Source organism: Peteryoungia aggregata LMG 23059 (assembly GCF_030814435.1).
Taxonomy (GTDB): domain Bacteria; phylum Pseudomonadota; class Alphaproteobacteria; order Rhizobiales; family Rhizobiaceae; genus Allorhizobium; species Allorhizobium aggregatum.
Map to the genome: position 1 here is coordinate 268,257 of NZ_JAUSUW010000005.1, position 23,435 is coordinate 291,691.

The 23,435-nt window shown below is 57.5% G+C and carries 26 protein-coding genes and 1 tRNA gene; 14 read left to right on the forward strand and 13 right to left on the reverse strand.

From position 1 onward, the window contains the following. The first annotated feature begins 28 nt into the window (after positions 1 to 28). From J2045_RS10655 to J2045_RS10685, 7 genes are all read left to right on the forward strand, one after another. Positions 29 to 463 carry a hypothetical protein gene (locus J2045_RS10655; protein ID WP_307372503.1) on the forward strand — a complete coding sequence of 145 codons (435 nt, stop codon included), beginning with the start codon at positions 29 to 31 and terminating at the stop codon, positions 461 to 463. Between the two features lie 53 nt (positions 464 to 516). Next, a complete protein-coding gene (locus tag J2045_RS10660) occupies positions 517 to 1,131 on the forward strand; it encodes a hypothetical protein (RefSeq protein ID WP_307372506.1) in 615 nt (204 codons plus the stop codon). A 156-nt stretch (positions 1,132 to 1,287) separates the two neighbouring features. Beyond that, a complete protein-coding gene (locus tag J2045_RS10665) occupies positions 1,288 to 1,689 on the forward strand; it encodes a hypothetical protein (protein WP_307372509.1) in 402 nt (133 codons plus the stop codon). 109 nt (positions 1,690 to 1,798) lie between these two features. Continuing rightward, on the forward strand, positions 1,799 to 2,182 hold the full coding sequence (locus J2045_RS10670) for a hypothetical protein (RefSeq protein WP_307372513.1): 384 nt from the start codon (positions 1,799 to 1,801) through the stop codon (positions 2,180 to 2,182). Positions 2,183 to 2,463: 281 nt separating this feature from the next. Beyond that, complete coding sequence (locus J2045_RS10675) at positions 2,464 to 3,495, forward strand: hypothetical protein (RefSeq protein WP_307372516.1); 1,032 nt, start codon at positions 2,464 to 2,466, stop codon at positions 3,493 to 3,495. Between the two features lie 234 nt (positions 3,496 to 3,729). After that, entirely contained in the window at positions 3,730 to 4,035 is a 306-nt protein-coding gene (locus J2045_RS10680) for an ETC complex I subunit (protein ID WP_166599403.1), read from the forward strand. Positions 4,036 to 4,068: 33 nt separating this feature from the next. Next, positions 4,069 to 4,145 (forward strand) — tRNA-Arg (locus J2045_RS10685). Positions 4,146 to 4,349: 204 nt separating this feature from the next. On the opposite strand, the gene J2045_RS10690 is transcribed toward J2045_RS10685, so the two are convergent. The 6 genes from J2045_RS10690 to J2045_RS10715 form a co-directional block, all read right to left on the reverse strand. Next, a complete protein-coding gene (locus tag J2045_RS10690; RefSeq protein ID WP_307372518.1) occupies positions 4,350 to 7,010 on the reverse strand; it encodes a hypothetical protein in 2,661 nt (886 codons plus the stop codon). Between the two features lie 11 nt (positions 7,011 to 7,021). Next, complete coding sequence (locus tag J2045_RS10695) at positions 7,022 to 7,624, reverse strand: ATP-dependent endonuclease (RefSeq protein ID WP_307372521.1); 603 nt, start codon at positions 7,622 to 7,624, stop codon at positions 7,022 to 7,024. A gap of 457 nt (positions 7,625 to 8,081) precedes the next feature. Next, a complete protein-coding gene (locus J2045_RS10700; RefSeq protein WP_307372524.1) occupies positions 8,082 to 8,894 on the reverse strand; it encodes a hypothetical protein in 813 nt (270 codons plus the stop codon). Positions 8,895 to 9,044: 150 nt separating this feature from the next. Further along, positions 9,045 to 9,800 carry a hypothetical protein gene (locus J2045_RS10705; RefSeq protein WP_307372527.1) on the reverse strand — a complete coding sequence of 252 codons (756 nt, stop codon included), beginning with the start codon at positions 9,798 to 9,800 and terminating at the stop codon, positions 9,045 to 9,047. Positions 9,801 to 9,870: 70 nt separating this feature from the next. Beyond that, on the reverse strand, positions 9,871 to 10,245 hold the full coding sequence (locus tag J2045_RS10710) for a hypothetical protein (RefSeq protein WP_307372529.1): 375 nt from the start codon (positions 10,243 to 10,245) through the stop codon (positions 9,871 to 9,873). 20 nt (positions 10,246 to 10,265) lie between these two features. After that, a complete protein-coding gene (locus J2045_RS10715; RefSeq protein WP_307372532.1) occupies positions 10,266 to 10,484 on the reverse strand; it encodes a hypothetical protein in 219 nt (72 codons plus the stop codon). A 652-nt stretch (positions 10,485 to 11,136) separates the two neighbouring features. Between J2045_RS10715 and J2045_RS10720 the strand changes: the two genes are divergently transcribed. Continuing rightward, the gene (locus J2045_RS10720) at positions 11,137 to 11,862 is read left to right on the forward strand and encodes a nuclease (protein WP_307372534.1); all 726 of its coding nucleotides are present in this window, start codon (positions 11,137 to 11,139) and stop codon (positions 11,860 to 11,862) included. An 87-nt stretch (positions 11,863 to 11,949) separates the two neighbouring features. On the opposite strand, the gene J2045_RS10725 is transcribed toward J2045_RS10720, so the two are convergent. From J2045_RS10725 to J2045_RS10740, 4 genes are all read right to left on the reverse strand, one after another. After that, complete coding sequence (locus J2045_RS10725; RefSeq protein WP_166599401.1) at positions 11,950 to 12,723, reverse strand: amino acid ABC transporter ATP-binding protein; 774 nt, start codon at positions 12,721 to 12,723, stop codon at positions 11,950 to 11,952. A 17-nt stretch (positions 12,724 to 12,740) separates the two neighbouring features. Then, a complete protein-coding gene (locus J2045_RS10730) occupies positions 12,741 to 13,892 on the reverse strand; it encodes an amino acid ABC transporter permease (protein WP_370873077.1) in 1,152 nt (383 codons plus the stop codon). Between the two features lie 2 nt (positions 13,893 to 13,894). Next, positions 13,895 to 15,088, reverse strand: a complete 1,194-nt coding sequence (locus tag J2045_RS10735; protein WP_307372537.1) for an amino acid ABC transporter permease — start codon at positions 15,086 to 15,088, stop codon at positions 13,895 to 13,897. A 167-nt stretch (positions 15,089 to 15,255) separates the two neighbouring features. Next, positions 15,256 to 16,284, reverse strand: coding sequence for an amino acid ABC transporter substrate-binding protein (locus J2045_RS10740; protein ID WP_307372539.1), 1,029 nt, complete (start codon positions 16,282 to 16,284; stop codon positions 15,256 to 15,258). Between the two features lie 355 nt (positions 16,285 to 16,639). Here J2045_RS10740 and J2045_RS10745 point away from each other — a divergent pair, with 355 nt between their 5' ends. Next, entirely contained in the window at positions 16,640 to 17,830 is a 1,191-nt protein-coding gene (locus J2045_RS10745; protein ID WP_307372541.1) for a cystathionine beta-lyase, read from the forward strand. Positions 17,831 to 17,846: 16 nt separating this feature from the next. On the opposite strand, the gene J2045_RS10750 is transcribed toward J2045_RS10745, so the two are convergent. Together J2045_RS10750 and J2045_RS10755 are read right to left on the reverse strand one after the other, a co-directional pair. Beyond that, positions 17,847 to 19,010, reverse strand: coding sequence for an FAD-dependent monooxygenase (locus tag J2045_RS10750; protein ID WP_307372542.1), 1,164 nt, complete (start codon positions 19,008 to 19,010; stop codon positions 17,847 to 17,849). Positions 19,011 to 19,037: 27 nt separating this feature from the next. Continuing rightward, positions 19,038 to 19,283, reverse strand: coding sequence for a zinc-finger domain-containing protein (locus tag J2045_RS10755; RefSeq protein ID WP_076396256.1), 246 nt, complete (start codon positions 19,281 to 19,283; stop codon positions 19,038 to 19,040). 167 nt (positions 19,284 to 19,450) lie between these two features. On the opposite strand from J2045_RS10755, the gene J2045_RS10760 reads away from it, so the two are divergent. Beyond that, positions 19,451 to 20,236: an alpha/beta fold hydrolase gene (locus tag J2045_RS10760; RefSeq protein WP_307372547.1), complete on the forward strand. Its 786-nt coding sequence runs from the start codon at positions 19,451 to 19,453 to the stop codon at positions 20,234 to 20,236. Positions 20,237 to 20,239: 3 nt separating this feature from the next. On the opposite strand, the gene J2045_RS10765 is transcribed toward J2045_RS10760, so the two are convergent. Further along, complete coding sequence (locus J2045_RS10765; RefSeq protein WP_307372550.1) at positions 20,240 to 21,043, reverse strand: enoyl-CoA hydratase-related protein; 804 nt, start codon at positions 21,041 to 21,043, stop codon at positions 20,240 to 20,242. 72 nt (positions 21,044 to 21,115) lie between these two features. On the opposite strand from J2045_RS10765, the gene cysE reads away from it, so the two are divergent. From cysE to clpS, 4 genes are all read left to right on the forward strand, one after another. Next, positions 21,116 to 21,940, forward strand: a complete 825-nt coding sequence (cysE, locus tag J2045_RS10770; RefSeq protein ID WP_307372553.1) for a serine O-acetyltransferase — start codon at positions 21,116 to 21,118, stop codon at positions 21,938 to 21,940. A gap of 143 nt (positions 21,941 to 22,083) precedes the next feature. Continuing rightward, on the forward strand, positions 22,084 to 22,287 hold the full coding sequence (locus tag J2045_RS10775) for a DUF3126 family protein (RefSeq protein WP_307372555.1): 204 nt from the start codon (positions 22,084 to 22,086) through the stop codon (positions 22,285 to 22,287). 206 nt (positions 22,288 to 22,493) lie between these two features. Then, positions 22,494 to 22,841 carry a phasin family protein gene (locus J2045_RS10780; RefSeq protein WP_307372557.1) on the forward strand — a complete coding sequence of 116 codons (348 nt, stop codon included), beginning with the start codon at positions 22,494 to 22,496 and terminating at the stop codon, positions 22,839 to 22,841. Between the two features lie 241 nt (positions 22,842 to 23,082). Beyond that, positions 23,083 to 23,430: an ATP-dependent Clp protease adapter ClpS gene (gene clpS, locus J2045_RS10785; RefSeq protein ID WP_113461216.1), complete on the forward strand. Its 348-nt coding sequence runs from the start codon at positions 23,083 to 23,085 to the stop codon at positions 23,428 to 23,430. Positions 23,431 to 23,435 lie beyond the last annotated feature (5 nt).

Sequence of the window (23,435 nt, forward strand, 5' to 3'; positions counted from 1 at the left end):
CCTAATATTAAAAACCTTAGGAGAATCCATGTCGCTGCCCCCCATCAATGTCCGTATCGATCCACGTCGTCTTGAGCAGTTGAAGGCTATTGGCGCTGCTCTCAACCTTTCCAATGCTGGTGTGATTTCAGAACTCATCCGGGAAAAGATTAGATTGGGACTGATCCCCGACGATATCCCCGGCATTACCGTGCAGCGGCAAAGGGATGAAGTGAGGGTTTCAATCTCTCCCGGCAAGGAAGTCAGCTTTTCGCTTGTCGGTGCGCGCGTTCTAGCCCGAACAATTCGAGGTGTGGTCGATGGCACGGAAGCCGCGCATACCATCAATATGGATCACGATTTTGATGTGTCCCGGCAGGGAACCGGCATTCGGATCAGCATTCCATTTGCTTCGGGGCCGACCCCATTCCCGCCTGATCTAGCGGAGGATTTCGCCGCTCTGATCGAGAAGGCCGCTCAATAAAGAAATCCCCCGGCACTTCCACACCGAGGGATTGAGTTCAAGGACTGTTCGCTATGAATACTAAAAACGATGAAGATTGTAAAGAATTATTGAACAATGGCGGTGTTGCTCGCTTACGGCCAAGCTCGCTTCCGCTCGCCGTGGAAGCCGAGATCTTGGGTGAACTCGATGCACTTTCAGCCGAACTGTTCGCAACAGAATTTGAAGTTGTGCCGGAAAATCGGGCGGATCTTCTGGCGCTTCCGACAGGTAACGCTTCGGGCGCAAGCAGTCCCGCAATTGAAGCAGCACGCGCACGCGCCAACTCTCCCGAAGCTCAGGCCTTGAAGGCTCTTAACAAAAAGCACGGCCATACCGCCCAGGCCATGGGAGCGATCGACGCCTATCGGGCGAAGGAGGGCAGGGACGCCTACAACAAGAAGAGGCGGGATGAGTATGCCGCCGAAAAGTTTCACACCGAAGGCCGTCCGGTTCGCGAATATGGCGCGGCAAAGCGTAGCGCTGACCCAATTGAGACGCGCAAGCAGCAGGTGAGGGAAGCACAAAAGCGTCGTCGTGACCAAATGTCCGATGAGGACCGAAAGGCTGAAAGCGCCGCACGAGCCGAGCGCCGTAGGAGACAAAATGAGGTCCGGCGGCTGGCTTCGGAAGCTGAGGTCAAGTTCTGAACGCTAGATTGGACTCCGGATTGGACTTGAAAGTCCAACGATTTTGGACGAAAAGGTCCAACAAGAGCGGAGGTCAACATGCCAAGAAAAACGTGGGCCGACTACAAACGAGAACAGCGGAAGCGCGAGCGAGATAGACGGACTAGGGTCCGTGACATGTCGGCACCGGACCTCCGGACCCCATTTTGCGACTTCCTGCGGGAGCGGGGGGATGAACTCAATTGGCGTGCTGCGGTGTTGGGCAGCCGATGGTTCGAGTTTGACGATGACTCCGGGATTGTTCCCGACGATCCGGACGCACTGGTTGAGGAAGATCTGCTTGCTGCTGGCAACTCGCTGGGGAAAGCAGAGCTAGTAATCAGTGTCCTGATTGATGCGGCGAGTGAGCTTGCCGACGCTGTTTCTGCATATAAGCAACAGGAAATCGAAGCCCGGCTTAGAGAAGTCGAAGCGAGGAAGCCTCGCGATCTGGACGAGATCGAGCGGCTTAAGAAGATGCGCTATCAGCTAAAAAAGCAGGTGCGCTGGGCCTTCCAGCAATGGAAGGCCAACGGGTGATTAGTCAATCACCTTACTGCCTGTCGGGGCGGTTGCCGCCGCCCCGACAGGGTTTCGAACGAAGACTAGAGATCAACATCGAATGGCCTAAGGCCGAGGAGTTTATAACATGAAGTCATCACCACATGAACACTTCCGTCGCTACCTGAAGAACAACTTCTTCGGACGCAACTTCGGGGACCGGGCAGAGGAGGCGACGGTTGAGGGGCTGATCGATTGCGTTGATTACGCCCTGAATGCCTGCGACTTCGCAGATGCCCAGATTTTGAGAGATGGAGAGGCGTCGGATTTCCTTGAGGGGCTGGACGATCCGATCCTCACGGGTTGCGAGCTGGTTGAATTGGGGAGGCTGATTATGGCTTACGCCCGCGTGGCAGGCCGGGACGAACTCTATCGCCCGGCCGAAACGCCTGACGAGCGCGAGAAGATGCTTGCAAGTCAATTGGCGGGCGAGCGCGAACTCGCTAAGCTCGAAGCAGCGGCAAGGGGATGACAGAATGAGTGCCGTCCACCGCCCCGGAGTAGTTATCCCCGAGACATTCATCCAAGACGACCGCTTCCACGCGCTTATCCGGAGGCTCAGGGCCATTGATGGCCCTGATGACGAAGCCCGCGACAAGGCGATCCATTACGCCTTGGTGCAGACCGGAAGGGTTGCGCCTGAGAGTTGGCGCAGCTTTTACGAATAACTGTGACCAATGGAAGTCCGGCGATATCTTTCGCCGGGCTTTCTCACATAGGATGCTCCCCGTTGTATTGAGCCGGATGGGGATCATGGCGGGCGCGAAATCAAAGCCAAAAGAAGCGGGCGCCGTTGGAGATCGGCCGCAGATTACTGAGAACCAGTGGTATGTTCTCGCGATCTCGACCGCCATTTTTACCGCTGTTGCAATAGTATCGGCATTTCTCCACATTTTCGCGGATGGTTTCGATGGCGACGGCGACGTTAAGCTAGCGCAAGCACTCGCCCCGTTCGGAGTGGCGCTCTTCGCAATGGTGACCTTTTGCACCGTGGCATGGAGGGGCTCGATCAATACCCGCCAAGCAGATCAGTCTGAGAGCGAAGGGCGGGCCAAGCTTCTGCAAGAAGGCGCGAAGTTGCTCGCTGAAGGCGAAAAGCCTGCGCACGTCTCGGCCGGCATAGTGACGCTGGGTGTGCTAGTTGTCGGTCCCGACGAGGATTATGCTTGGCAGGCGATGAATCTACTCGCGGATTTTGTTGAAGACAATATGCAACGCAATCACAGTAACCGCCATCGGCCGAAATTGTCGGGTGTAATGCGAGCGGGGGAAGAGAAGGGAATTAACACTGGGCGCGATATATACTTCGACTGCACAAGTCAAGAATACGAGCAAGGCCCCTATGATGATGATGATGAAGTATTCTGGAGCTATATTCCCGGATTCAGCTCTGTCCGATACCGAGGCGGGATCTTCGGATACGATGTTCATTACAACTTAGAAGATTTAAGTGACGTAAAATTTCATCGAGTTGAAATTAGAAGATGGGCGATTAGCGTAGACGATCGTTTCCACCTTTGCAGTTTCGCAGGATGTGAAATCATATCTGTCTCATCGTTGATCGCTCTCAATAGGGCCCAGGATTATGCATACTCATTTGAGCGATGTGATTTTTCTGACTGTCTGATTCATGTGGCCGAGCTTCTCGAAAAAGACCTCAAGAAGCAAGGTAATTACTATTTAAGAGGTAGACCTCCGGTTCTAGTCGGTAGTGCCCAAGTCATTGACTGGGAAACCGTGCTGCTGTGCGAGGACAAAAAGCCCGAGAGCAGTTTCATGTTTTAGGTCGCACAGCCTATTGCGCGGCCCGAATACACGGGATATATCGGCACAACAGAAGGTCGGTTTGTAGCGCGTCACAACGTTACAAAAAGCGGAAAAAGTCATTGTTTTTCAATGGCGGGGATGATTTCGAATCTCTCCACTCCGACCAAGCAGTAAAAGGTTTGCCGGAAACGGTGAGCCGGGTGTCCGGCGGCAGGCTGCCTTGCCGTTAAAGTCTTGGAGATGGATGAGACCATGTCTGCGAAGATCTACCGCCCCGCGAAAACCGCCATGCAGTCAGGCAAGGCAAAGACCCATCTCTGGGTTCTGGAATTCGACCAGTCCGCGCCGCGCAAGATCGACCCGATGATGGGCTACACCACCTCCGGCGATACACGCCAGCAGATCAAGCTCACCTTCGAAACGCTTGAGCAGGCCGAAGCCTATGCCAAGCGCGAAGGCATCGAATACCGCGTGATCCAGCCAAAGGAAGCCAAGCGTCAGGTTGTCTCCTACACCGACAACTTCCGCTACAGCCGCCTGCAGCCCTGGACCCATTGATCCGCCTTCGCCGCTGACGGCGGCCTGACAGACGGTCCCTTAGCTCAGCTGGATAGAGCAAGTGCCTTCTAAGCACTAGGTCGTAGGTTCGAGCCCTACAGGGATCGCCACTCATTTTCGAGCTTCACATCCAAGCGGACAAACCTCAATTAATCCCGAATCAAAAACAAGTTGTTTTGCTCTCAGGTCGTGAGGTCGAGCACCAGATTTTCTAGGCTGACGCTCCCTGAATCCGACGCGAAGTTATAGCGACTACTTCGCTGCGTCATCGGCGTCGGGGCAAACAACCCACTTGCTGATCAGCGTCATCGGTTTCAATGGTCAGCGCTCGCAGCATGAGGTTTTGCGATGGTGTCCGAAATTCGGTTTATGCTGTCGACAAAGCTTTGGATCAGTCTTCGGCCCTGGATTGCCTCAGGTTCCTGGTCATCGATGCCAGCTCGCATCATAGCGCTTTCAATCTTGCTGGTTCCGAGATGTGCATCAGCTGATCGAAGGTCGTAGATACCGGACAGTGGTCCCATGATTGTACGGGCCTCGTCAGGTGCCACAATCTCTGCCAGCAGTCTCTCCAGTGATTTAAGGGAGCCGAGCTTCTCCTTGGGTGCCTTGTTGGAGATTTGCGAAAGCACTTCATCGACATTCACCCGCTCCAAAAACAGTCTAGTTAAATCTTTAGATAGCGCGAGCAGTCCAGCCTCTTCGGCTGCCTGGAAGCGATGCGCACGACGCAGCAGTGCTTCTACCGTGTCGTGGTCGCGCAGTAACTTCGAGCCGTAGCGATCCTCGAATACTGCGCTCAGACGGTCAAGGCTCGGCGCAATCTCGGTTTCCGGCGCAGTCGTGTCAGCAGGCACGCATTGCATTTGCGCCGAAAATAGCTCGTCACATACGCCTCCCTCGGGTGTAGCATTGTGGGCGCTCCAGACACGCCGCTCCCACCCGTGTAGGTCGCCGACATCCTTGGCAAATACGGTTATAAGTCCAAGGCCGTTCACTCCAAAATGGAGCGTTGACCTGGTTGCGCCTAGAGCGCCAGTTTCTTGGCTATGCCAATGCAGTCTACCCCCACGATAACGCTGGAGAGCAAGGGCCAATTCAGGTTTAAAGTACAGCCAGGTCATTGACCGGTGAAGCTTGCTGACCGGAACTCGGTGTCCTTGGTGATCCAGCGCGAATGTACTCTCATGAGGGTCTTCGTCGCCTCTGATCCGAATACTGACCTTTCCCGGTTCGACCCACTCTGTGCGCCAGATTGCGCCAAGAGTGAAAAACGCGCCCTCGGGATAGCCGTATTCCTGAGGCCTGGTGAACGCTTCCAATTTGTCGCGGCCACGCTCTTCCTCGTACTTCTCATTGGGCCAGTTATAACCGGGGTCGGTGGCAGTAACGACAATTCGCTCACTGTAGCTTGAGCAAAACAATGACATGTCGCGCGCGACAAGGTAGTCCATGAGAAACTCAGATTTTATTTCGACAAGGTTGGGCTTTCCATCGTCACCGCGCTTTAGGCGTATAACCTCTGCCCAACCTTCAGCTGGTCTGAACCAGCGATCACCTTCCTGTACGAGGCCAAGTGCAATGACGAGGTCGGGATGAACATGCCAGATTTCCTGGGATAGCTCGTCCAGTTGCTGGGCAATGACGAGGTTGATTCCCAATTCATCGGGACTCCACCTCGTGAAGACATCGGCAGATCGATACCCCCAACTTTCCATCCCCGCCCGATGCGGTGTCAGGTCCATGTCCTCCCAGCCGAACTGATCGACAATATCCCGATCTGACCATTTGACGGCAGCGGTCACGTGGCCAACAAACTCTTCAGCCTCCAGAATGTCGTCAGCGGGAGAGAGACTTTTCGTTGTCGACGACTCTCTCAATGGTACCCTGCTGACCCGCTGGTCGCTTTCGACTATTAGCTGCTCCAGCCTCTGGGCCGTCTTTACATCATCCCCGTGGTCCTCTTCCATCCTAGAAAGATCGAATGCCTCTAGATTCCGATAGCTGGCCATGGCTTCGGTCGCCCTTTGACCGTCGGCCTCATTCACCGTCCATGAAGATAGCAGTCGGTCGAAGTCAGCTATTCGACGATTGCTTTCCTCGATCCGCGAACGGGCATTATCGCCGCTCGATATCAGTTGCTTCAGACCAGTGACATCCTCCCTGCTTTCGTCAAAGCTGGTCATAGCCATTCGAGCGTCCGCCAGGTTTTGCACTGACCGTGGCTCTGTTGCGTTTAATGCGTCAACTGCTGCACGCAGCGCCCCCGTCCGCGCGTCGCTTGCATCCTCCGCCGGGCGCGAGGAGATACTATCAGGTGGCACCTGATTTGGCTCCTCTGGCGATTCAGCAGCTGTCTTCTCATCAACGTCGACCTCACCGGACAAGCCGGGAAACAGGTCGTTCAACTCATTGATATGTGCGACTGCTCGGTATTCTATTCCAGACTCTTCCAACTGCTTGAGTGCGCCAGCAACGCGCGTGTCGTCAGTCGCCAGGTTCTTCAGAGGGAATATGAACAACGACCCCTTGGGGATTATGGAGCGGAAGTGCTGAACAACGGCGATCTTGTCCAGGAAATGATCGATTGCCTCGACCTCTCCCTGATGTTTTTCAAGGAGGGCTCCAGTTGCGACTATTCGCTTGTTGACCACTTTCTTTGAGAAACCATAACGGGCGGATCGGTCCGCGATAGCGACCGCAAGGCCGAAGCTGTTCCCGATAAAGCCACTGTCAAGCCGCACCCGGGTTTTGGCATCGAGCATAGCGTTGTTCGGCTCGGAACCTCGCGTCTCCCTTATGATTTGATAAAACGTGTTCGAGTTTCCCTGGTCCCCTGTCATGACCGCGAAATTGGCAATCGGTTGCCCAGGTAAAATGCCTGCCTGCGCTGATGCCAGGCATTCTCGGTCGTCGGATATCCGCCAGCACTTCGTCGACGATGCGTGTTGTCTTTCCACCACCGGCAGCGGCAATGACGATCCGGTTAGGCGACCGCACGGCTGATATACTCCGGTACGTTCCACTCTGTATCGGTTTCAAAGAGGCGTAGAGCGACCTCGGTTTTGTTGTTCTGCATGAACTTCAGCAGGTCTTCATCCGTCGCGTATGTGGTGCCCAGGATGTCATTCAACACGCCCCTGCCGTTGGCCTTAAGAATTTGCGGCTCCAATGTCCGCGCGTTCTCGTCGGTGTCGTACTGGATCGCGATGTGTTCGTGCTTGAGATAATCAGCGTATTTTTTCTGCAGCCGTTTCACGTCGCCATCATTGTCGGTCACCACGTCGACCTTGATCTTCAGTATGTCGGCTATCTCCAGAAAGCGTTTGAATGCGAGCGAACTGACACTGATGACATCGACGCCTGCCTCAATGGGCAACTTACCATGCCTTCGATGAAAGGCTTTCTGGACGATAAGCTCATCGGATGGCCCTTCGACCAGGATCGCACGCTTGGAGAGCACTAGGCGCAGCGTGTCATATCCGGGCAGTTTCAGGAAGTAATCCCGGGTTTCCGTGTCGAGCGCGGCTAACTTGGTTGCGTTGCCGTTCATGAACATCAAAACCGAATCCACTCCAAGCTTGTTCATCACATAGCTGCTGTGGGTGGTTATCATCGTCGCGGAGTTGGCAGGGCGCATTGTTCGAAACCAGGAGGCCTGAAACTGTCACAACGCGATTCCGCCCGGATGTGAGGTTTGGAGACTCCATTCCGCCTGGATGTGAGGTTCATTCCGGACTGGACCGACCGTCAGCCTGATTCCCGCAATCAATTCAACGAATCTGATTCCGCCCGGATGTGAAGCTGGTCACTCATCTGTGCGCCTTGGTGACGGCAGCGTATGGCCTGTGATGGCCCGGATCGCTTCCTGCTTCGTTGTGATGTGTAGAGATGGCACATGGAAAGGCCTCCCGAAGAAGGCCGATTTTGGATCTAGTGAGACTATTTGCAACCCTTGCTCTTTAGGGTGTTTTCGATCTCCAAGACTTTGCTGATGCCAACTTCCATCTGTCCTGCGTGCTCGCTAATACGAAGGTGAGTGCCTCTCAGGCCGCCGCAGAGGCCTTTGCAGGCTTCCTCGGCAAAAGCGCCCCGAACGCTAGTCTCCGAAAGATGTAAGTGTTGACGAAGAATGCAACAATCGTGGCAAAGATCCCAATCATCACCAACTCGATTTCGCCGACGCTATCGCGCCGCCAAAGAACGATGCTCAGAACTAAAAGTGTGAAGCAAAGAGAGACCACGAAGATCGCGCTTGAGGCCCGCCAGTACGAGCTCTTCAGATCTCGAACCAGCTTCTCTATTCCCTCAACCACATTTTTGGGGGGTGGTGGATCCGCTTGGCTGCGTACCCAGTCGGCACTGCCCAAGAAATCTTTATATTCTTGAATGCCGCCATCCTTCCGCTGTTTCAGGAAAGCGGCCAATCCCTTTTCGTACTTATTGAACTTGAGGAAGGGTTGCAGCTCGCTGGAATGAACGCCTGCATAATTCCGTACGTTGTTCAGAAAGTTCAAGTAGTCCCTGGATACCCCGCTCTCAAGCGCTAGAGCTATAACTTGGAGTTCGCCATACACGAACATCGCAAGTGAAATCGCAAAGAGGATTCCGTAGTGGTCGCTGATCTCGGTGCCTTTGATCTGGAGCAAGCCGTTGTCGATCAGATAGAAAAAGATGGAAGATACAGCCAGCGGTATTCCGATGAAGGAGTAGATGCGCGATATAATGTCTCTGCGCTCTTCCAGGTTGAATTTGTAGTATTCCCACGAATTGTCGAAGTCGCGCAGTATGATTTCTGTTATCGCAAGCTCGCTGACGTCGTAGCCGAGGACGGATTTTTTTTCTGGGGTAATGGTCATTTGCCGCCTTGTGGGTCTTCCTCTTTCGCTGAAGGCTAGTGCAACCCGATTCTCAGGTCTATGTATGAATTTCATTTGGCAGTATGCTGCCGCGTGCAGTTGCGGCAGACGTCTATATCGAGCTTCGCATGCCCTGCGATTCACCGCGCCTCAGCCGAAGCCGTGATGCTCGAACATTTCTACGATTCCTAATGTCATGTCCCCCATCTTCTGCAAACAATCGAGAACGGGCTGAAAGCGAAATATTTCTGGGCTTCCTTCGCCGAATGATATCGAGGGAGCGACGTCCCCAAGCTCGATAGTTGTACCCATTGGCAAAACGAGATCACAAAAGTTTCCTAGGAACCGAGCGCGCTCCAGCCTCTGAATGGACCCGTCGATAGCTACAATGTCCACATTCGCGATGGCTTCGGTCACGGCTGGTATGATCATTTGGTGCTTGTCCAACAAGTCCAAATCATGAAGGGCCCGCAGGAGAACGTTCCCGGCCCTATATGGTTTGAGTCCGCGAAGAAGCTCTACAACTTCATCCGCTGCTCTGTCGAAGTTCTTGTTCTTTATCTGGTGCTCCAAGCCTTCCTTGTCGTGAGAGAAGGGGAAGTAGACCTTGTTCGCACTCGCTCCGTTCAGCCGAACGAGATCGCAGGCCAGAAGGTCAAGCGATGTCCTGAGATTGTGGATGGAATCTCCCAGGGCGAGAGGAACGTCGTCGGGGAATGGCTTTGTCAGTTCGAATTTGTATCCGAAGCAGCCGGGGAAGTCGTCTATCTCCCCAACGTTGATCATTTCGAACGGCCTTCGGCCGACAAAGTCCTTCAGTATGTACTCGAGCTCGCTCGCGTGGCGGGCTGCTCGTTCAAGCTTTAGCCTTGGCTCCCTAAAGCGCGCAATGGACGACGAGGCCATATCCTTCCTTACTACGAGGCGGCGACAACGCCTCGCCGCTGAGCGATGGAAATTCCCTTTCGAATGAGCATCAGGGATGCGGGATGCCGCATGCAGTTCTGATGTTCCGTAGCGTCCCGCCACCGATCATCACGAACGCGTAGATGAACACAAGGAACGCAGTCACTTCGTTCCCCGCCAGTGACAAGCCAGCTTCAATCGCCGGCGTTTCTGTCTGCGCGACTGCGGGTGTCCAAAGCTTCAAGTTCGCCACCAGTGAGTACAGCGTGTTGAACAGGAAGCAGGTAATCCAAGACAGCGTTAGGACGTTCGCAAGCAGGCCTAGAAAAACTTCGGCAGGCAGGAAGTAGCGACCTGTCGCTCTGACGCTGTACCAATACACGCCAATCATCGAGAAGACCGAAAGAAGGACGGTCAGAAAATTAATCCAATTAGAATTCAGCATTATCCCCAGCCCACCAATAATCAGATCAAGTGGGCAAGTTTCGCGAGAACTGCAGCCGCTGCTCCGACAGCAGCACTAGCGCTCAGCTGCGCCGCGGGAGATGCGCCACCTCCACCAAAGGTGCCAAGAAGGATCGATGCGAGGACCGCAACGATGAATACTACTCGAAACACAGATAGCCACATGAGGATTTTTTTCCGGCTTGAAGGTGCCTGATACCAGAAAATCTTGCTGCCCATTGGTTAAGCTCCCGTAAAGAGGTGTCCGTCAATAAACCATAACGTGAGTAAGGGCAACCGATTGCACGCAAATTAGTCAATTTTTACTTCTAACAGAGTATCCGCATCTCCTGTTGAGCTTGGAGGTTTGACTAGTTTAGCCTGGATGTGGATTACGTCTGTCGCATGTGGTCGATAAGCGCGCGCGTGATGGCGCGGATCGCCTGATGGTTTGTGGCCATATTGAGGAGGCTGGCACTAAAAGGCCTCCCGAAGGAGGCCAATGTTGGATGTCGGCGGGGCTATTTGTAACCCTTGCTCTTCAGTGTGTTTTCAATCGCCTGGACCTTGCCCTTGGTAACTGCAACCTGGCCTTCCCTATCGCTCCCTCCCCCCGCACGAGTCGAACAGACCAACTCGCGGTGCGACTGGGGCGACTGATTTTTCAAATGTTTCTGCGGAGCAGGGGCCGACCAACGATCAGGGATATACCTTTGCAATTCTTTATCAGTTCGTCACCAACAGTGATCGCCATTGCTAGACCCGCCCTGAAGCCACGATCCCGCAAGGGCCGCAAAACCCCCTCTGATCCGTTGCTGGCGGATGTTTTTCCCCCTCCGCCAACCTTTCGGAAACCCTTGAGCGTCATGATGCCGCTCACGAGAGGTTAACCATGTCCAGTCGCACCGCATCTTCCCGCCGTTCGCCGGCCAAGCGCCGCAAGTCGACCCGCTCTTCCAGCAGCCAGGGCATGAGAACCTGGCTTGTCGCGCTCGCCGTCGTCGCGGGCGGGATCGCACTCTATGACAATCGCGAGGCGGTCCTGAAGGAAATGGCAACGCTCCTGGCAACGGACCGAAAGGTCGTCGCCGGATCTGAGACAAAACCGGAGCCGCGACGAGAGAAGCCTGCGAACGAGCGGACGGCAGTGAGTGTGGCGAAAGGGCCTGTGCCGCCCACCGAGGTTGGTGTAGTCAAGGCGGCTGTTCCTGCCGTGAGGCCAGCCGTCCCGACCGTGTCTTCGGGCCCGCTGACCGGCGAGAACTTCCAGGCGAAATTCTATTTCTGCGGTACGTCCGGTCTCGACAACTGCGTCGTGAGCGGTGACACCTTCTGGTACAGAAAGACGCGGATCGTGCTTGCCGATATCGCAGCACCGCGCACGGACGAAGCCGCATGCCAGCAGGAGCGTGACAGGGGATTTGCCGCCAAGGTGCGTCTCAGGGATCTCCTCAATTCCGGCCGGTTCGACCTCGAGACCCTGAAGGCTGAAACCGCCAATGCGACACCGGGGGTCCTGCGTGTCGCCACCCGCAACGGCCGCTCCCTGGGGTCCCTGCTCGTCTCGGAGGGTCTCGCCAAGCCGCGCATGGCACGCCAGCAGACTTGGTGTCCCTGACCTCGGGCAAGCCGAATTGTCATCGCCGCAAAAAAAGCCCGCCGCGACGGACGCGGCGGGCTCTTGCATGTCGTGCTGTGCCTGATCTCAGTGCAGGATCTGGCTGAGGAAGAGCTTGGTGCGCTCGTGCTGCGGATTGTCGAAGAATTCGGCAGGCGAGTTCTGTTCGACGATCTGGCCCTGGTCCATGAAGATGACGCGGTCGGCGACCTGACGGGCGAAGCCCATTTCATGGGTGACGCAGATCATGGTCATGCCTTCTTCGGCAAGCCCCACCATGGTGTCGAGCACTTCCTTGACCATTTCCGGATCGAGAGCCGAAGTCGGCTCGTCGAAGAGCATGATCTTCGGCTTCATGCAGAGCGCACGGGCAATCGCCACACGCTGCTGCTGGCCCCCGGAGAGCTGTCCGGGATACTTGTTGGCCTGTTCCGGGATCTTGACGCGCTTCAGGAAGTGCATCGCGATTTCCTCGGCATCCTTCTTCGGCATCTTGCGGACCCAGATCGGGGCAAGTGTGCAGTTTTCAAGGATTGTGAGATGCGGGAAGAGGTTGAAGTGCTGGAACACCATGCCGACTTCGCGACGGACTTCATCAATCTTCTTCAGGTCGTTTGTCAGTTCGATGTTGTCAACGATGATATTGCCCGTCTGGTGTTCTTCCAGGCGGTTGATGCAGCGGATCATCGTGGACTTGCCAGAACCCGAAGGTCCCGCAACGACGATACGCTCGCCCTTCATGACCTTCAGATTGATGTCGCGGAGAACATGGAAGTCTCCGTACCACTTGTTCATCTTGATCAGTTCGACCGCGATATCGGTGCTCGACACGGTCTTCTTAGCGGAATTGGCTTCAGCCATGTTTGTTCCCCTTGTTCTTAGCGCTTGTGGCCGGTGTCGAGGTGCCGCTCCATGAAGGCGGAGTAGCGCGACATGCCGAAGCAGAAGATCCAGAATACGAAGCCTGCGAAGATCAGACCCGTGAGCGGTGTCACAGGGGTTGCCCAGCTGGCATCGGTGAAGTTGAGGCGGACGATGCCGAGGAGGTCGAACATGCCGATGATCGACACGAGCGAGGTATCCTTGAACAGGCCGATGAAGGTGTTGACGATGCCCGGGATGACCAGCTTGATCGCCTGCGGCAGGATGATCAGGCGGGTCTTCTGCCAGTAGGACAGGCCGAGCGAATCCGCACCTTCATACTGACCCTTCGGGATCGCCTGCAGGCCGCCGCGCACCACTTCCGCCATGTAGGCTGAGGCAAAGAGCGACACGCCGACCAGGGCGCGCAGGAAGTTGTCGATCGTCCAGCCTGTCGGCATGAACAACGGCAACATCACATTGGCCATGAACAGGACCGTGATCAAAGGTACGCCGCGCACCACTTCGATGAAGACGACGCAGATCATCTTGATGACCGGCATGTCCGACCGGCGCCCGAGCGCCAGCAGGATGCCGAGAGGCAGCGACACCGCGATCCCGACGAAAGACAGGATCAGCGTGACCATCAGGCCGCCCCAGAGCGGGGTTTCGACTTCCGAGAGGCCAAAGCCGCCATGCAGCAGGAAGAAGGCAACGATCGGGAAGACGATGAACAGCAGGACTGCATTCAGCCCCTTGCGCGGTGCCTTCGGGATGAGCATCGGCACAAGAAGTGCCACGAACATCACGCCGACAAGAATGACGCGCCAGCGCTCCTCGAGCGGATAGCGCCCAAAGATGAACTGCGAGAATCGGCTTTCGACGAATGCCCAGCAGGCACCCTTCCAGCCATCCGGCTGAACGCCGCCCTGGGCAATCGTTGCACAGACCGCACGGTCGGCACCGAACCAGGCGGCGTCGAGAAACAGGAAGTTCAGCGCACCTGGCAGGATAAGCGCCAGAACCCCAAGGCCGATGAGCGTCAGGACCACGTCTTTCGGCGTGGCCAGCAGGTTCTTGCGGATCCAGCCTCCGATGCTTCCATCGGAGGTCGGGGCGGGGAGGGGTGCCAGCATGTCCTGGCGCACATAGGAAAGTTCTTTTGCCATGATCAACGCTCCACCAGGGCCATTCTGGCATTGAACCAGTTCATGAAGAGCGAGGTCACAATGCTGATGGAGAGATAGACGACGAGCCAGATCGAGACGATCTCGATGGCCTGGCCAGTCTGGTTCAACGTCGTCCCACCAGTCGAAACCAGTTCGGGGAAGCCGACGGCCACACCGAGCGACGAGTTCTTCGTCAGGTTGAGATACTGGCTTGTCAGCGGCGGGATGATGATGCGCATCGCCTGTGGCACGATCACGAGACGCGTCGTGGTCGAGGGCTGCAGGCCAAGGGCGGATGCCGCCTCGGTCTGCCCCTTCGATACGCCCTTGATGCCGGCGCGGATGATTTCCGCGATGAAGGCGGCGGTGTAGAAGGAGAGCGCGAGGTAGAGTGCCACGAACTCAGGCGCGATGACTGCACCACCCGACATGTTGAAGCGGCTGGCGACCGGGTAGTCGAAGGTAAGCGGCGAACCGGCGGCGAGGAATCCGATCAGCGGCAGGCCGACGATCAGTCCAAGGCCAACCCATCCAGTCGGGAAGATCTGGCCGGTGCGCATCTGACGGGCCTTGGCCCAGCGTGCAACGACGATGGTCGCGACAATGCCGATCAGGAGCGCAATCGGGATGATCCCCGCGCCATCCCCCCAGATCGGCTTGGGGAAGGCCAGACCACGGTTGTTGAGGAAGGTCGAGAAGGGCAGTTCGAGGGAATCGCGCGGCTGTGGCAGCGTCGATAGCACGCCAGAATACCAGAAGAAGATGACGAGCAGCGGCGGCAGGTTGCGGAAAGCTTCCACATAGACCGTGCAAAGCTTGGCAATGAGCCAATTTCTCGACAATCGACCAATGCCGATCAGGAAGCCGATGATCGTTGCGGTGATGATGCCCGTTACGGCCACGAGGATCGTGTTCAGCAGTCCGACGAGAATGGCGCGGCCATAGGTCGAATCCGCCGTATAGGCGATCAGGCTCTGGCCGATGTCGAAGCCGGCGCGGCCATTCAGGAAGTCGTAGCCCGTCGCAGTGTTGCTCCGGGCGAGGTTTTCGATGGTGTTGTTCGCGATGGTCCAGACGATAAACGTCATGATGGCGATCGTAGCGACCTGAAAGAAGATCGATCTTGCTTTCGGATCGTAGATCAGCGAGCCCACGCTCTGCCCACCGGCAGGTATACTGGTGGCGTGATCTGTCATGCTGTGCCAAATCCCCGGGGCTTCTTTGAGCCCTTAACTGTTCTTGTTTTTGAAAACAGCCGGCATTCTTTGATTGCGCTGCTGACCGCAGCGTCCGTGCCGGTCTGAACCCGTCGTCCCGATAAGCGCGAGGCGGCTTTCGCCGCCTCGCAAACGTCAGCCGGATCTTAGCGGATCGGCGGTGCGTACTGCAGGCCGCCCTTCGACCACAGGGCATTTACGCCGCGCTCGATCTTGAGCGGGGTGTTGACGCCGATGTTGCGCTCGAAGATTTCGCCGTAGTTACCGACGCCCTTGATGATGTTGTAGGCCCAGTCGTTGCTGACGCCGAGATCGGTACCGATCTTGGTGTCGGCTTCAGCGCCGAGGAAGCGCTTGATATCAGGGTTGGTCGTGGTCGACTTGATTTCGTCGACGTTTGCCTGGGTGATGCCGAACTCTTCAGCGGTCACGAGCGCGTAGTGCGTCCACGATACTATGTCGAACCACTGATCGTCACCCTGGCGAACGGCCGGGCCAAGCGGCTCCTTGGAGATGATTTCCGGCAGAATGACGTGCTCGTCCGGGTTGGTGAGCGTCAGACGCAGCGAATACAGGCCCGACTGGTCGGTCGTGTAAACGTCGCAACGGCCAGCCTGGTAGGCAGCGTTGACTTCTTCCAGCTTTTCGAAAACGACCGGCTTGTACTCAAGGTTGTTGGCCTTGAAGTAGTCGGCAAGGTTGAGTTCGGTCGTGGTGCCGGACTGCACGCAGACAGCAGCGCCCGAGAGTTCGAGAGCCGACTTGACGTTGAGCGCCTTGGTGACCATGAAGCCCTGGCCGTCATAGTAGTTGACGGTGCGGAAGTTGAAGCCGAGCGCGGTGTCGCGGCTGATGGTCCAGGTGGTGTTACGGGCAAGCATGTCGACTTCGCCGGACTGCAGCGCGGTGAAGCGGCTCTGTGCGGTGGTCGGTGTGTACTTGACCTTCGTGGCATCGCCGAAAACGGCGGCCGCGACAGCCTTGCAGTAGTCGACGTCGAAACCGGTCCAGTTGCCGGCTGCGTCCGGCGATGCAAAGCCGGCGAGACCCGTGTTCACGCCGCACTGGACGAAACCCTTGGCCTTCACGTCATCGAGCGTTGCAGCGGATGCGGCAGATGCGCCAAAACCCAGGACCGCAGCGCCGATGGCGGCTGACAGGAACTTGTTGTTCATTTTTCCCAACCTTTTTTCTCTTGTTGTATGCCAGCGACGGCTTGCTGCTGAAACCACCAGCGCACGTCGGCTCACGGCCTCCCGGTGCGAGCCTTCATATCTCAGTCGCAAATGCTGGCAGGGTCAAGTCTTTATGCCGCAGATTGGCCACAAAAGCGCGATTTTGCCAAAATCGCACTCCAAATAGGCAAAAATGTGTGGTTTTTGCCCTAAAGTGATGAAAATGACGCCTTTTCGACAGTCCCCGCCGCTCCAAGCTGCAAGACATGCGCCCGCGATCACAATATTGTGCAGCTTGACCCGTGCGATCCCAGCGGCGAAAAACAGCGGACCCGAGCGTTAGGAATCTGAATTCATGAGCAAATCGAAAGACTGGCTGGCAAGCGCTGGCTCCTCCACGAAGCTGTGCCATGTCGGTTATGAACCCACCGACTACCACGGGTTCGTCAACCCGCCGGTGGTGCATGCCTCGACGGTGCTGTTTCCCAATGCGCGGGCCATGGAAACGCGGTCGCAGCCCTATACCTATGGCACGCGCGGTACCCCGACGACTGATGCCCTCTGCCGCGCAATCGATGCGCTCGAAGGCTCGGCCGGCACGATCCTCGTCCCGTCGGGGCTCGCCGCGATCACTGTGCCGTTCCTGGCCTTCCTCTCGGCCGGGGATCATGCCCTGATCGTCGATTCGGTGTATTCGCCGTGCCGGCATTTCTGCGACACGATGCTCACCCGTCTCGGGGTCGAGGTAGAAAATTACGACCCTGAGATCGGCGCAGATATCGAGCGGCTGATCCGGCCCAACACCAAATTGGTGCATACCGAGGCGCCCGGCTCCAACACCATGGAAATGCAGGATATCCGAGCGATTTCCGACGCGGCACACAAACACGATTGCGTTGTGACCATAGACAACACCTGGGCCACGCCGCTCTATTTCAAGGCGCTCGACTTCGGTGCCGACGTGACCATTCACGCCGCGACCAAATATCCCTCGGGCCATTCGGATATTCTGATGGGCACGGTCTCGGCGAACGCAAAGCACTGGCCGACGCTGAGCGAGGCCAACATCACGCTTGGCATTTGCGGCGCCCCCGATGACAGCTACCAGATCCTGCGCGGCCTGCGCACCATGGGGCTGCGGCTCGAGCACCATTACAAGAGCGCGCTCTCCGTTGCCCGCTGGCTCGAAGCCCGCGATGACGTGGCGCGTGTGTTGCATCCGGCCCTGGAGAGCTTCCCGGGTCACGCGCTTTGGAAGCGCGACTTCAAGGGCGCGAGTGGCGTCTTCTCCTTCGTCCTGCCGGCTCCGTCCCGGGAAAAGATCAAGCCGAAGGCGCATGCCTTCCTCGATGCGCTGCAGCTCTTCGGGCTTGGCTGGTCCTGGGGTGGCTATGAGAGCCTGGCGGTGCACGTCAATCTGGATGACCGAAAGATCCGCAAGGGCCCAACCGATGGCGCGGTGATCCGTCTGCAGATCGGTCTTGAGAATGTCGAGGACATCACCGCTGACCTCGAACGCGGCTTTGCCGCAGCGGCTGCCGTCTGATTGACGGTTTTCGCCCTCAGTCGCCGATCCGATGGCCGTAGAGCCAGTCCAGGTCGGCGGCCAGTCGTTCGGGTGGTCGCAGCGACAGCACGATATCACGCCCGATGCGGAAAGGACCGCGGGCGTGATAGGCAAAACGGTTGAAGTCGCCGCGCGCCTTTACCCGTTCCGCCCGCGCCTTGCGCTCGATCGAGAACGCTTCGAGTGCGGAGGGCAGGGGCGCGCGGGCGACGTGGGCTGCGAGCGAGAAGGCATCTTCAATCGCCATGGCGGCGCCCTGGGCTGAGAAGGGCATCATCGCATGCGCCGCGTCGCCGATCAGAACCGTGTCTCGTCCATTGTGCCAGTTGCCTTGCGAGGCTTGGTAAAGTGGCCAGAAAGTGGGCCTGTCGGCACCCGACAGAATTGTCCGGATGTCGCGATGCCAGCCGGAAAACTGTTCCAGCAACATGGCGCGCCGAGCCGCGTCGGCGTCGATTGCCCAGCTTTCATCGCTCTTCGTGCCAGCCGCAATTGCAACGAGATTGAAGCCGTCGATCTCCCGCAGTGGATAACTGACCAGATGTGCCTTGGCCCCCAGATAGGCCGTCACACCGGCGCGCGACAGGAATGCAGGCGCGGCGGCCTGGTCGATGGTGAAGCGCCACGCAATATTGCCCGAGAAGCTGACGGACGGACTGCCGGCAATCGAATCGCGGGCCACTGACCACGCGCCGTCTGCGCCGATCACCAGATCGGCTTTCCTGTCGGTGATCGCGCCAATGGAATCTGGCCCGATGCCCTGCACGCGGTGGCCCAGATGCAGGCGGCAGAGTGGTTGGTTCAGCACGGCGCGCAGCAGCCCCTGCTGCAGCGTCGAACGATGCAGGACGCCGTAGGGATGACCCCAGCGCTTTCTGGCGAAATCACCAGCCGGCACTGAGGCAAGAGGTCGGAGGTCCGTGCCGGACACCAGACTGATCGCCTCCGGCTCGAACCAGTGGCGCTCTAGTTCGGGCAATACGCCGAGTTGGTCGAGCACCCGCGTGGCATTCGGTGAAAGCTGCAGGCCCGCACCGACTTCGCCGAGTTGCGGTGCCTGCTCGATGATGTCGCTGGAGATGCCCTTGGCGGCGAGCGAAAGGGCAGATGTCAGACCCGCCACCCCGGCTCCGACGATGGCGGCGTGCTTGATGGACATGGATTTATGTCGATCGTGACGCTGCGGTCACGCCGCCTTGATATGAAAGACGCAGCCCGGCGGGTTTGTCTGTTCAGCCTTCAGGCTTGGATTGTAGCGATAAAGTGTCGAGCAATAGGAACAGACCTTTTCGTTGTCGTGTCCCATGTCGATGAAGATGTGCGGATGGTCGTACGGCACGGAAGCGCCGGTGCACATGAATTCCTTCACGCCGACTTCGATCACGCGGTGACCGCCGTCGTTCTGGAAATGGGGAATGGTGTGACCGGCCATGTCTTGCTCCGAGAATGCTGATAGAATTTGCGCGGACATTAGCGCCGTCCTCTGCAAAAGGGTAGAGCCGCAGACCGGCAAAAGTCACAGAAAATCGGCCTGCGGCAATTGATGTCGGGGCGGTGATGGCTATGGTTGCCGGCCCAGGGGCTCACTAGGACCTATTCATGAATCTCGATGCACCGCCGTTTTCCAGCTTCCGCAATGACGGGCTTGATCTTGCCTATTTCGACGATGGCGATCCGACCGGTGATCCGATCCTGCTGATTCATGGTTTTGCCTCTTCGGCGAATGTGAACTGGGTCTATCCAGGCTGGTTGCGCACGCTGGGCGACGCCGGCTATCGCGTGATCGGCATCGACAATCGCGGCCACGGTGCGAGCGCCAAGCCGCACGACCCGGAAGCCTATCATCCGTCCTCTATGGCGGGAGATGCGGCAGCGCTGCTCACCCATCTTGGTATCGCAGATGCCCATGTCATGGGCTATTCCATGGGCGCCCGCATATCCGCATTTCTGGCCGTCGAGCACCCGGACCGCGTTCGCTCGCTGGTTTTCGGCGGGCTCGGAATCGGCATGTGTGACGGTGTCGGCGACTGGGATCCGATCGCCGACGCATTGCTGGCGCCGTCATTGGATGACGTGACCCATGAGCGCGGTCGCATGTTCCGCGCCTTTGCCGACCAGACGAAGTCAGACCGGTTGGCGCTTGCGGCCTGCATCCGGACCTCGCGCGACCTCGTAAGCCGTCACGACATCGGCAAGGTTGAGATTCCGACATTGATCGGGGTTGGAACGAAAGACGACATCGCGGGTTCGCCGCATGAACTTGCAGCGCTGATGCCGCGCGCGCTCGCCCTCGACATCCCGAACCGCGACCACATGCTCGCGGTCGGTGACCGGGTGTTCAAGAAGGCGGTATTGGATTTCCACGACACGATCGCGGACGGCTGAGCTTCAGCGCCCTGTGAAGACCGGTTGCCGCCGCTCGGCAAAGGCTGCGCGACCTTCGCTATAGTCGGCGCTCTCGAAGGTCGAGCCGCCGATGATCTCGGCTTCACGCAAGAGGTCGTCCTCGCCGAGTTCGACTGCCCGCAGGGCGAGCTTTGAGGCGCGCAGCGACAGGGGCGCATTGGCGGCAATCGTTTCGGCGAGGATGTCTGCCTGACCTTCGAGCTCGTTTGGGCCTGTAATTTCCGAGAGGAAGCCGGCCGCGAGCAGTTCGGGCGCCCTTAGCGGTGCCCCGGTGAACAGCGCCCGGCGGGCCATCTGGCTGCCGAGCCCCCGCACGAAATCCTGCACGGCATCGGCGGGATAGGCGAGGCCGAGCTTGGCGGCGGGTACGGCGAACACCGCATCTGCGGAGGCAAGCCTCAGGTCTGCAGCCGCAGCCAGGCCGAAGCCGCCGCCATAGCAGACGCCCCGAATGGCCGCGATCACAGGCACGGGCGCCTCGCGGATGGCTGAGAAGGCGCGACTGTTCGAGGCCTCGTAGACCCGGGCGGTTGCAGTGTCCTTGCGTAATTCGGTAAATTCCGAAATATCTGCGCCGGCGCTGAAATCTCGATCGCCTGCACCGATCAGCACGATCACGCGGACCTCGGCTGTTGCGTGCAGCCATTGAACGGCTTCTGGTATGGCGCGCCACATGGCCGCGCTGATGGCGTTCTTCCGCTGTGGATTGTCGATCACCAGGAGACCCTTCGCGCCATCGGCGAAAGCCTTGATAAAGCCATTGGCAAGGGTGTTCGACTGTTTCATGCGGTGCCCCATTTGAGTTCGCTCTGTCTTCGACTATATAATGCCATTCCAAGACGAACGAGGAGACCGGCAATGGTCGCACACAACGACGTCCTCAAGACCGAGACTGTCAAGTCCATGGACCCGATCTGGGGCAGCCTGCGGCACGAAGCCCGCTTGGCCGCCGATCGCGATCCGATGCTGGCGGCCTTCTTCCACTCGACGGTGCTCAGCCACCGCTCGCTGGAGGATTGTGTCATCTACCGGATCTGCGAACGTCTTGACCATTCGGATGTTCCGGCAATCGTGCTGCGCCAGGCTTTCGAGGCGATGATGGCGGATTGGCCCGAATGGGCGGGTATTCTTCGCGTCGACATTCAGGCCGTTTACGACCGTGACCCGGCCTGCACGCGTTTCATTGAGCCGGTGCTCTATTTCAAGGGCTTCCACGCCATCCAGACCCACCGTCTGGCGCACTGGCTCTGGAACAATGGCCGCCGCGACTTTGCGCTCTATCTTCAGAGCCGGTCGTCGAACATGTTCCAGACAGACATCAATCCGGCCGCACGCATCGGCAAGGGGATCTTCCTCGATCACGCCACGGGGCTCGTCGTCGGCGAAACCGCGCGTATCGGCGATAACGTATCGATCCTGCACGGCGTCACCCTCGGCGGCACAGGTAAGGAAGGTGCCGACCGTCACCCGAAGATCGGCGACGGTGTTCTGATCGGGGCAGGGGCCAAGGTGCTCGGCAATATCGAGGTCGGCAGCTGCTCGCGCATTGCAGCAGGTTCCGTCGTATTGAAGCCCGTGCCACGCTGCACGACGGTGGCCGGCGTTCCGGCCCGGGTGGTTGGTGAGGCCGGTTGTGCCGAACCGAGCCGCTCAATGGACCAGATGATCGCGTCTGACGATTAGTCCGGTTGGTTCGCAACATCGGGTGGCGGTAGTGCCCAGCTTGTCTGGGCAAACTTCCCTTTGCGTCTTTACATCGGCGGAAAGGCCGTGCGACAAGCGCGCAACTCGAAACACTCCCCGAAACCAGTCCATGGAGACACAGTGTGAAGCCGGAAGAACTGAAGAAGCTCGACGCCTATTTCAAGCGCACTTTCAACCCGTCGATGAGCGTGAAGGCTCGTCCACGCAAGGACGACTCCGCTGAAGTCTATGTGGGTGACGAGTTTCTCGGCGTCGTCTTCAAGGACGAGGAGGACGGCGATCTCTCCTACAATTTCTCGATGGCGATCCTCGACGTCGATCTCTGAGATGAACGATTGAGCCGCCTGTCGAGAGCAAGTCGATCGGCGGTAATGATCAAGAAGAAAGGGCTGCGTCTTCGGGACGCGGCCCTTTTTCGTTGTCGTCGCTACAATTGACAATTGTTGTGCGCTGCACAAATTCGCTTGACCAATTTTGTGCAACTGCTATTTTCTGGATCTCTGATATGTCACCCAGAAGGAGGAGTGCTCGCATGTTCAATATCGATGACGCCAGCAAGAAGAGCAAGGAAGCCATGGACACCATGCTGAAGAACTATTCGGAGGTGACCAAGGGTTTCCAGGCTATCGCTGCTGAAGCGACCGACTACTCGAAGAAGTCGTTTCATGACTTCGCTTCCTTCATGGAGGCCATGACTTCGGTGAAGAGTGTCGAGGCAGCCTTCGAGCTGCAGACGTCCTTCATGAAGTCCTCCTATGAGGGCTTCGTTGCGGAAGCGACGAAGATGGGCGAAATGTATGCCGACCTCGCGAAAATGGCCTACAAGCCTTACGAGGCCACAATGGGTAAGGTCATGGCGCCGATGTCTGCCGCAGCCTGATTGAAGCTTGCGCGTAACCTGCAAGACCGGCCGTGCCCTGCGCGGCCGGTCTTGTCATTTGTGGCTGCTGGTATAACCTGTTCCTTCAATTTCTTAGCTTTTCCGGGCATCGTGACAAATTGTCGTCACAGAGGCCTGGGGGGCTTAAAATCACCGCATAATGAACTACCTTACTGTGCTGAGTGTTCGTCCGCACCGATGTGTAACGGCAAACCGGCCGGACAACGGAGAATGAACTGAAATGACTGCTAAGCCGGTCTTCATGCAAAGCCAGGGTGACGGGGAAAACGCCAATCGTGGCACCTCGGTGATCACCCGCACCAAGCCGAAGACGAAGAAGCCGAATCTGTATCGCGTCCTGCTTCTGAACGACGACTACACCCCGATGGAATTCGTGATCCACATCCTGGAGCGCTTTTTCCAGAAGGACAGGGAAGCCGCCACCCGCATCATGTTGCATGTCCACAATCATGGTGTCGGAGAATGCGGTGTCTTCACCTACGAAGTCGCCGAAACCAAAGTCTCACAGGTGATGGATTTCGCCAGGCAACATGAACATCCGCTTCAATGCGTCATGGAAAAGAAGTGAGGATC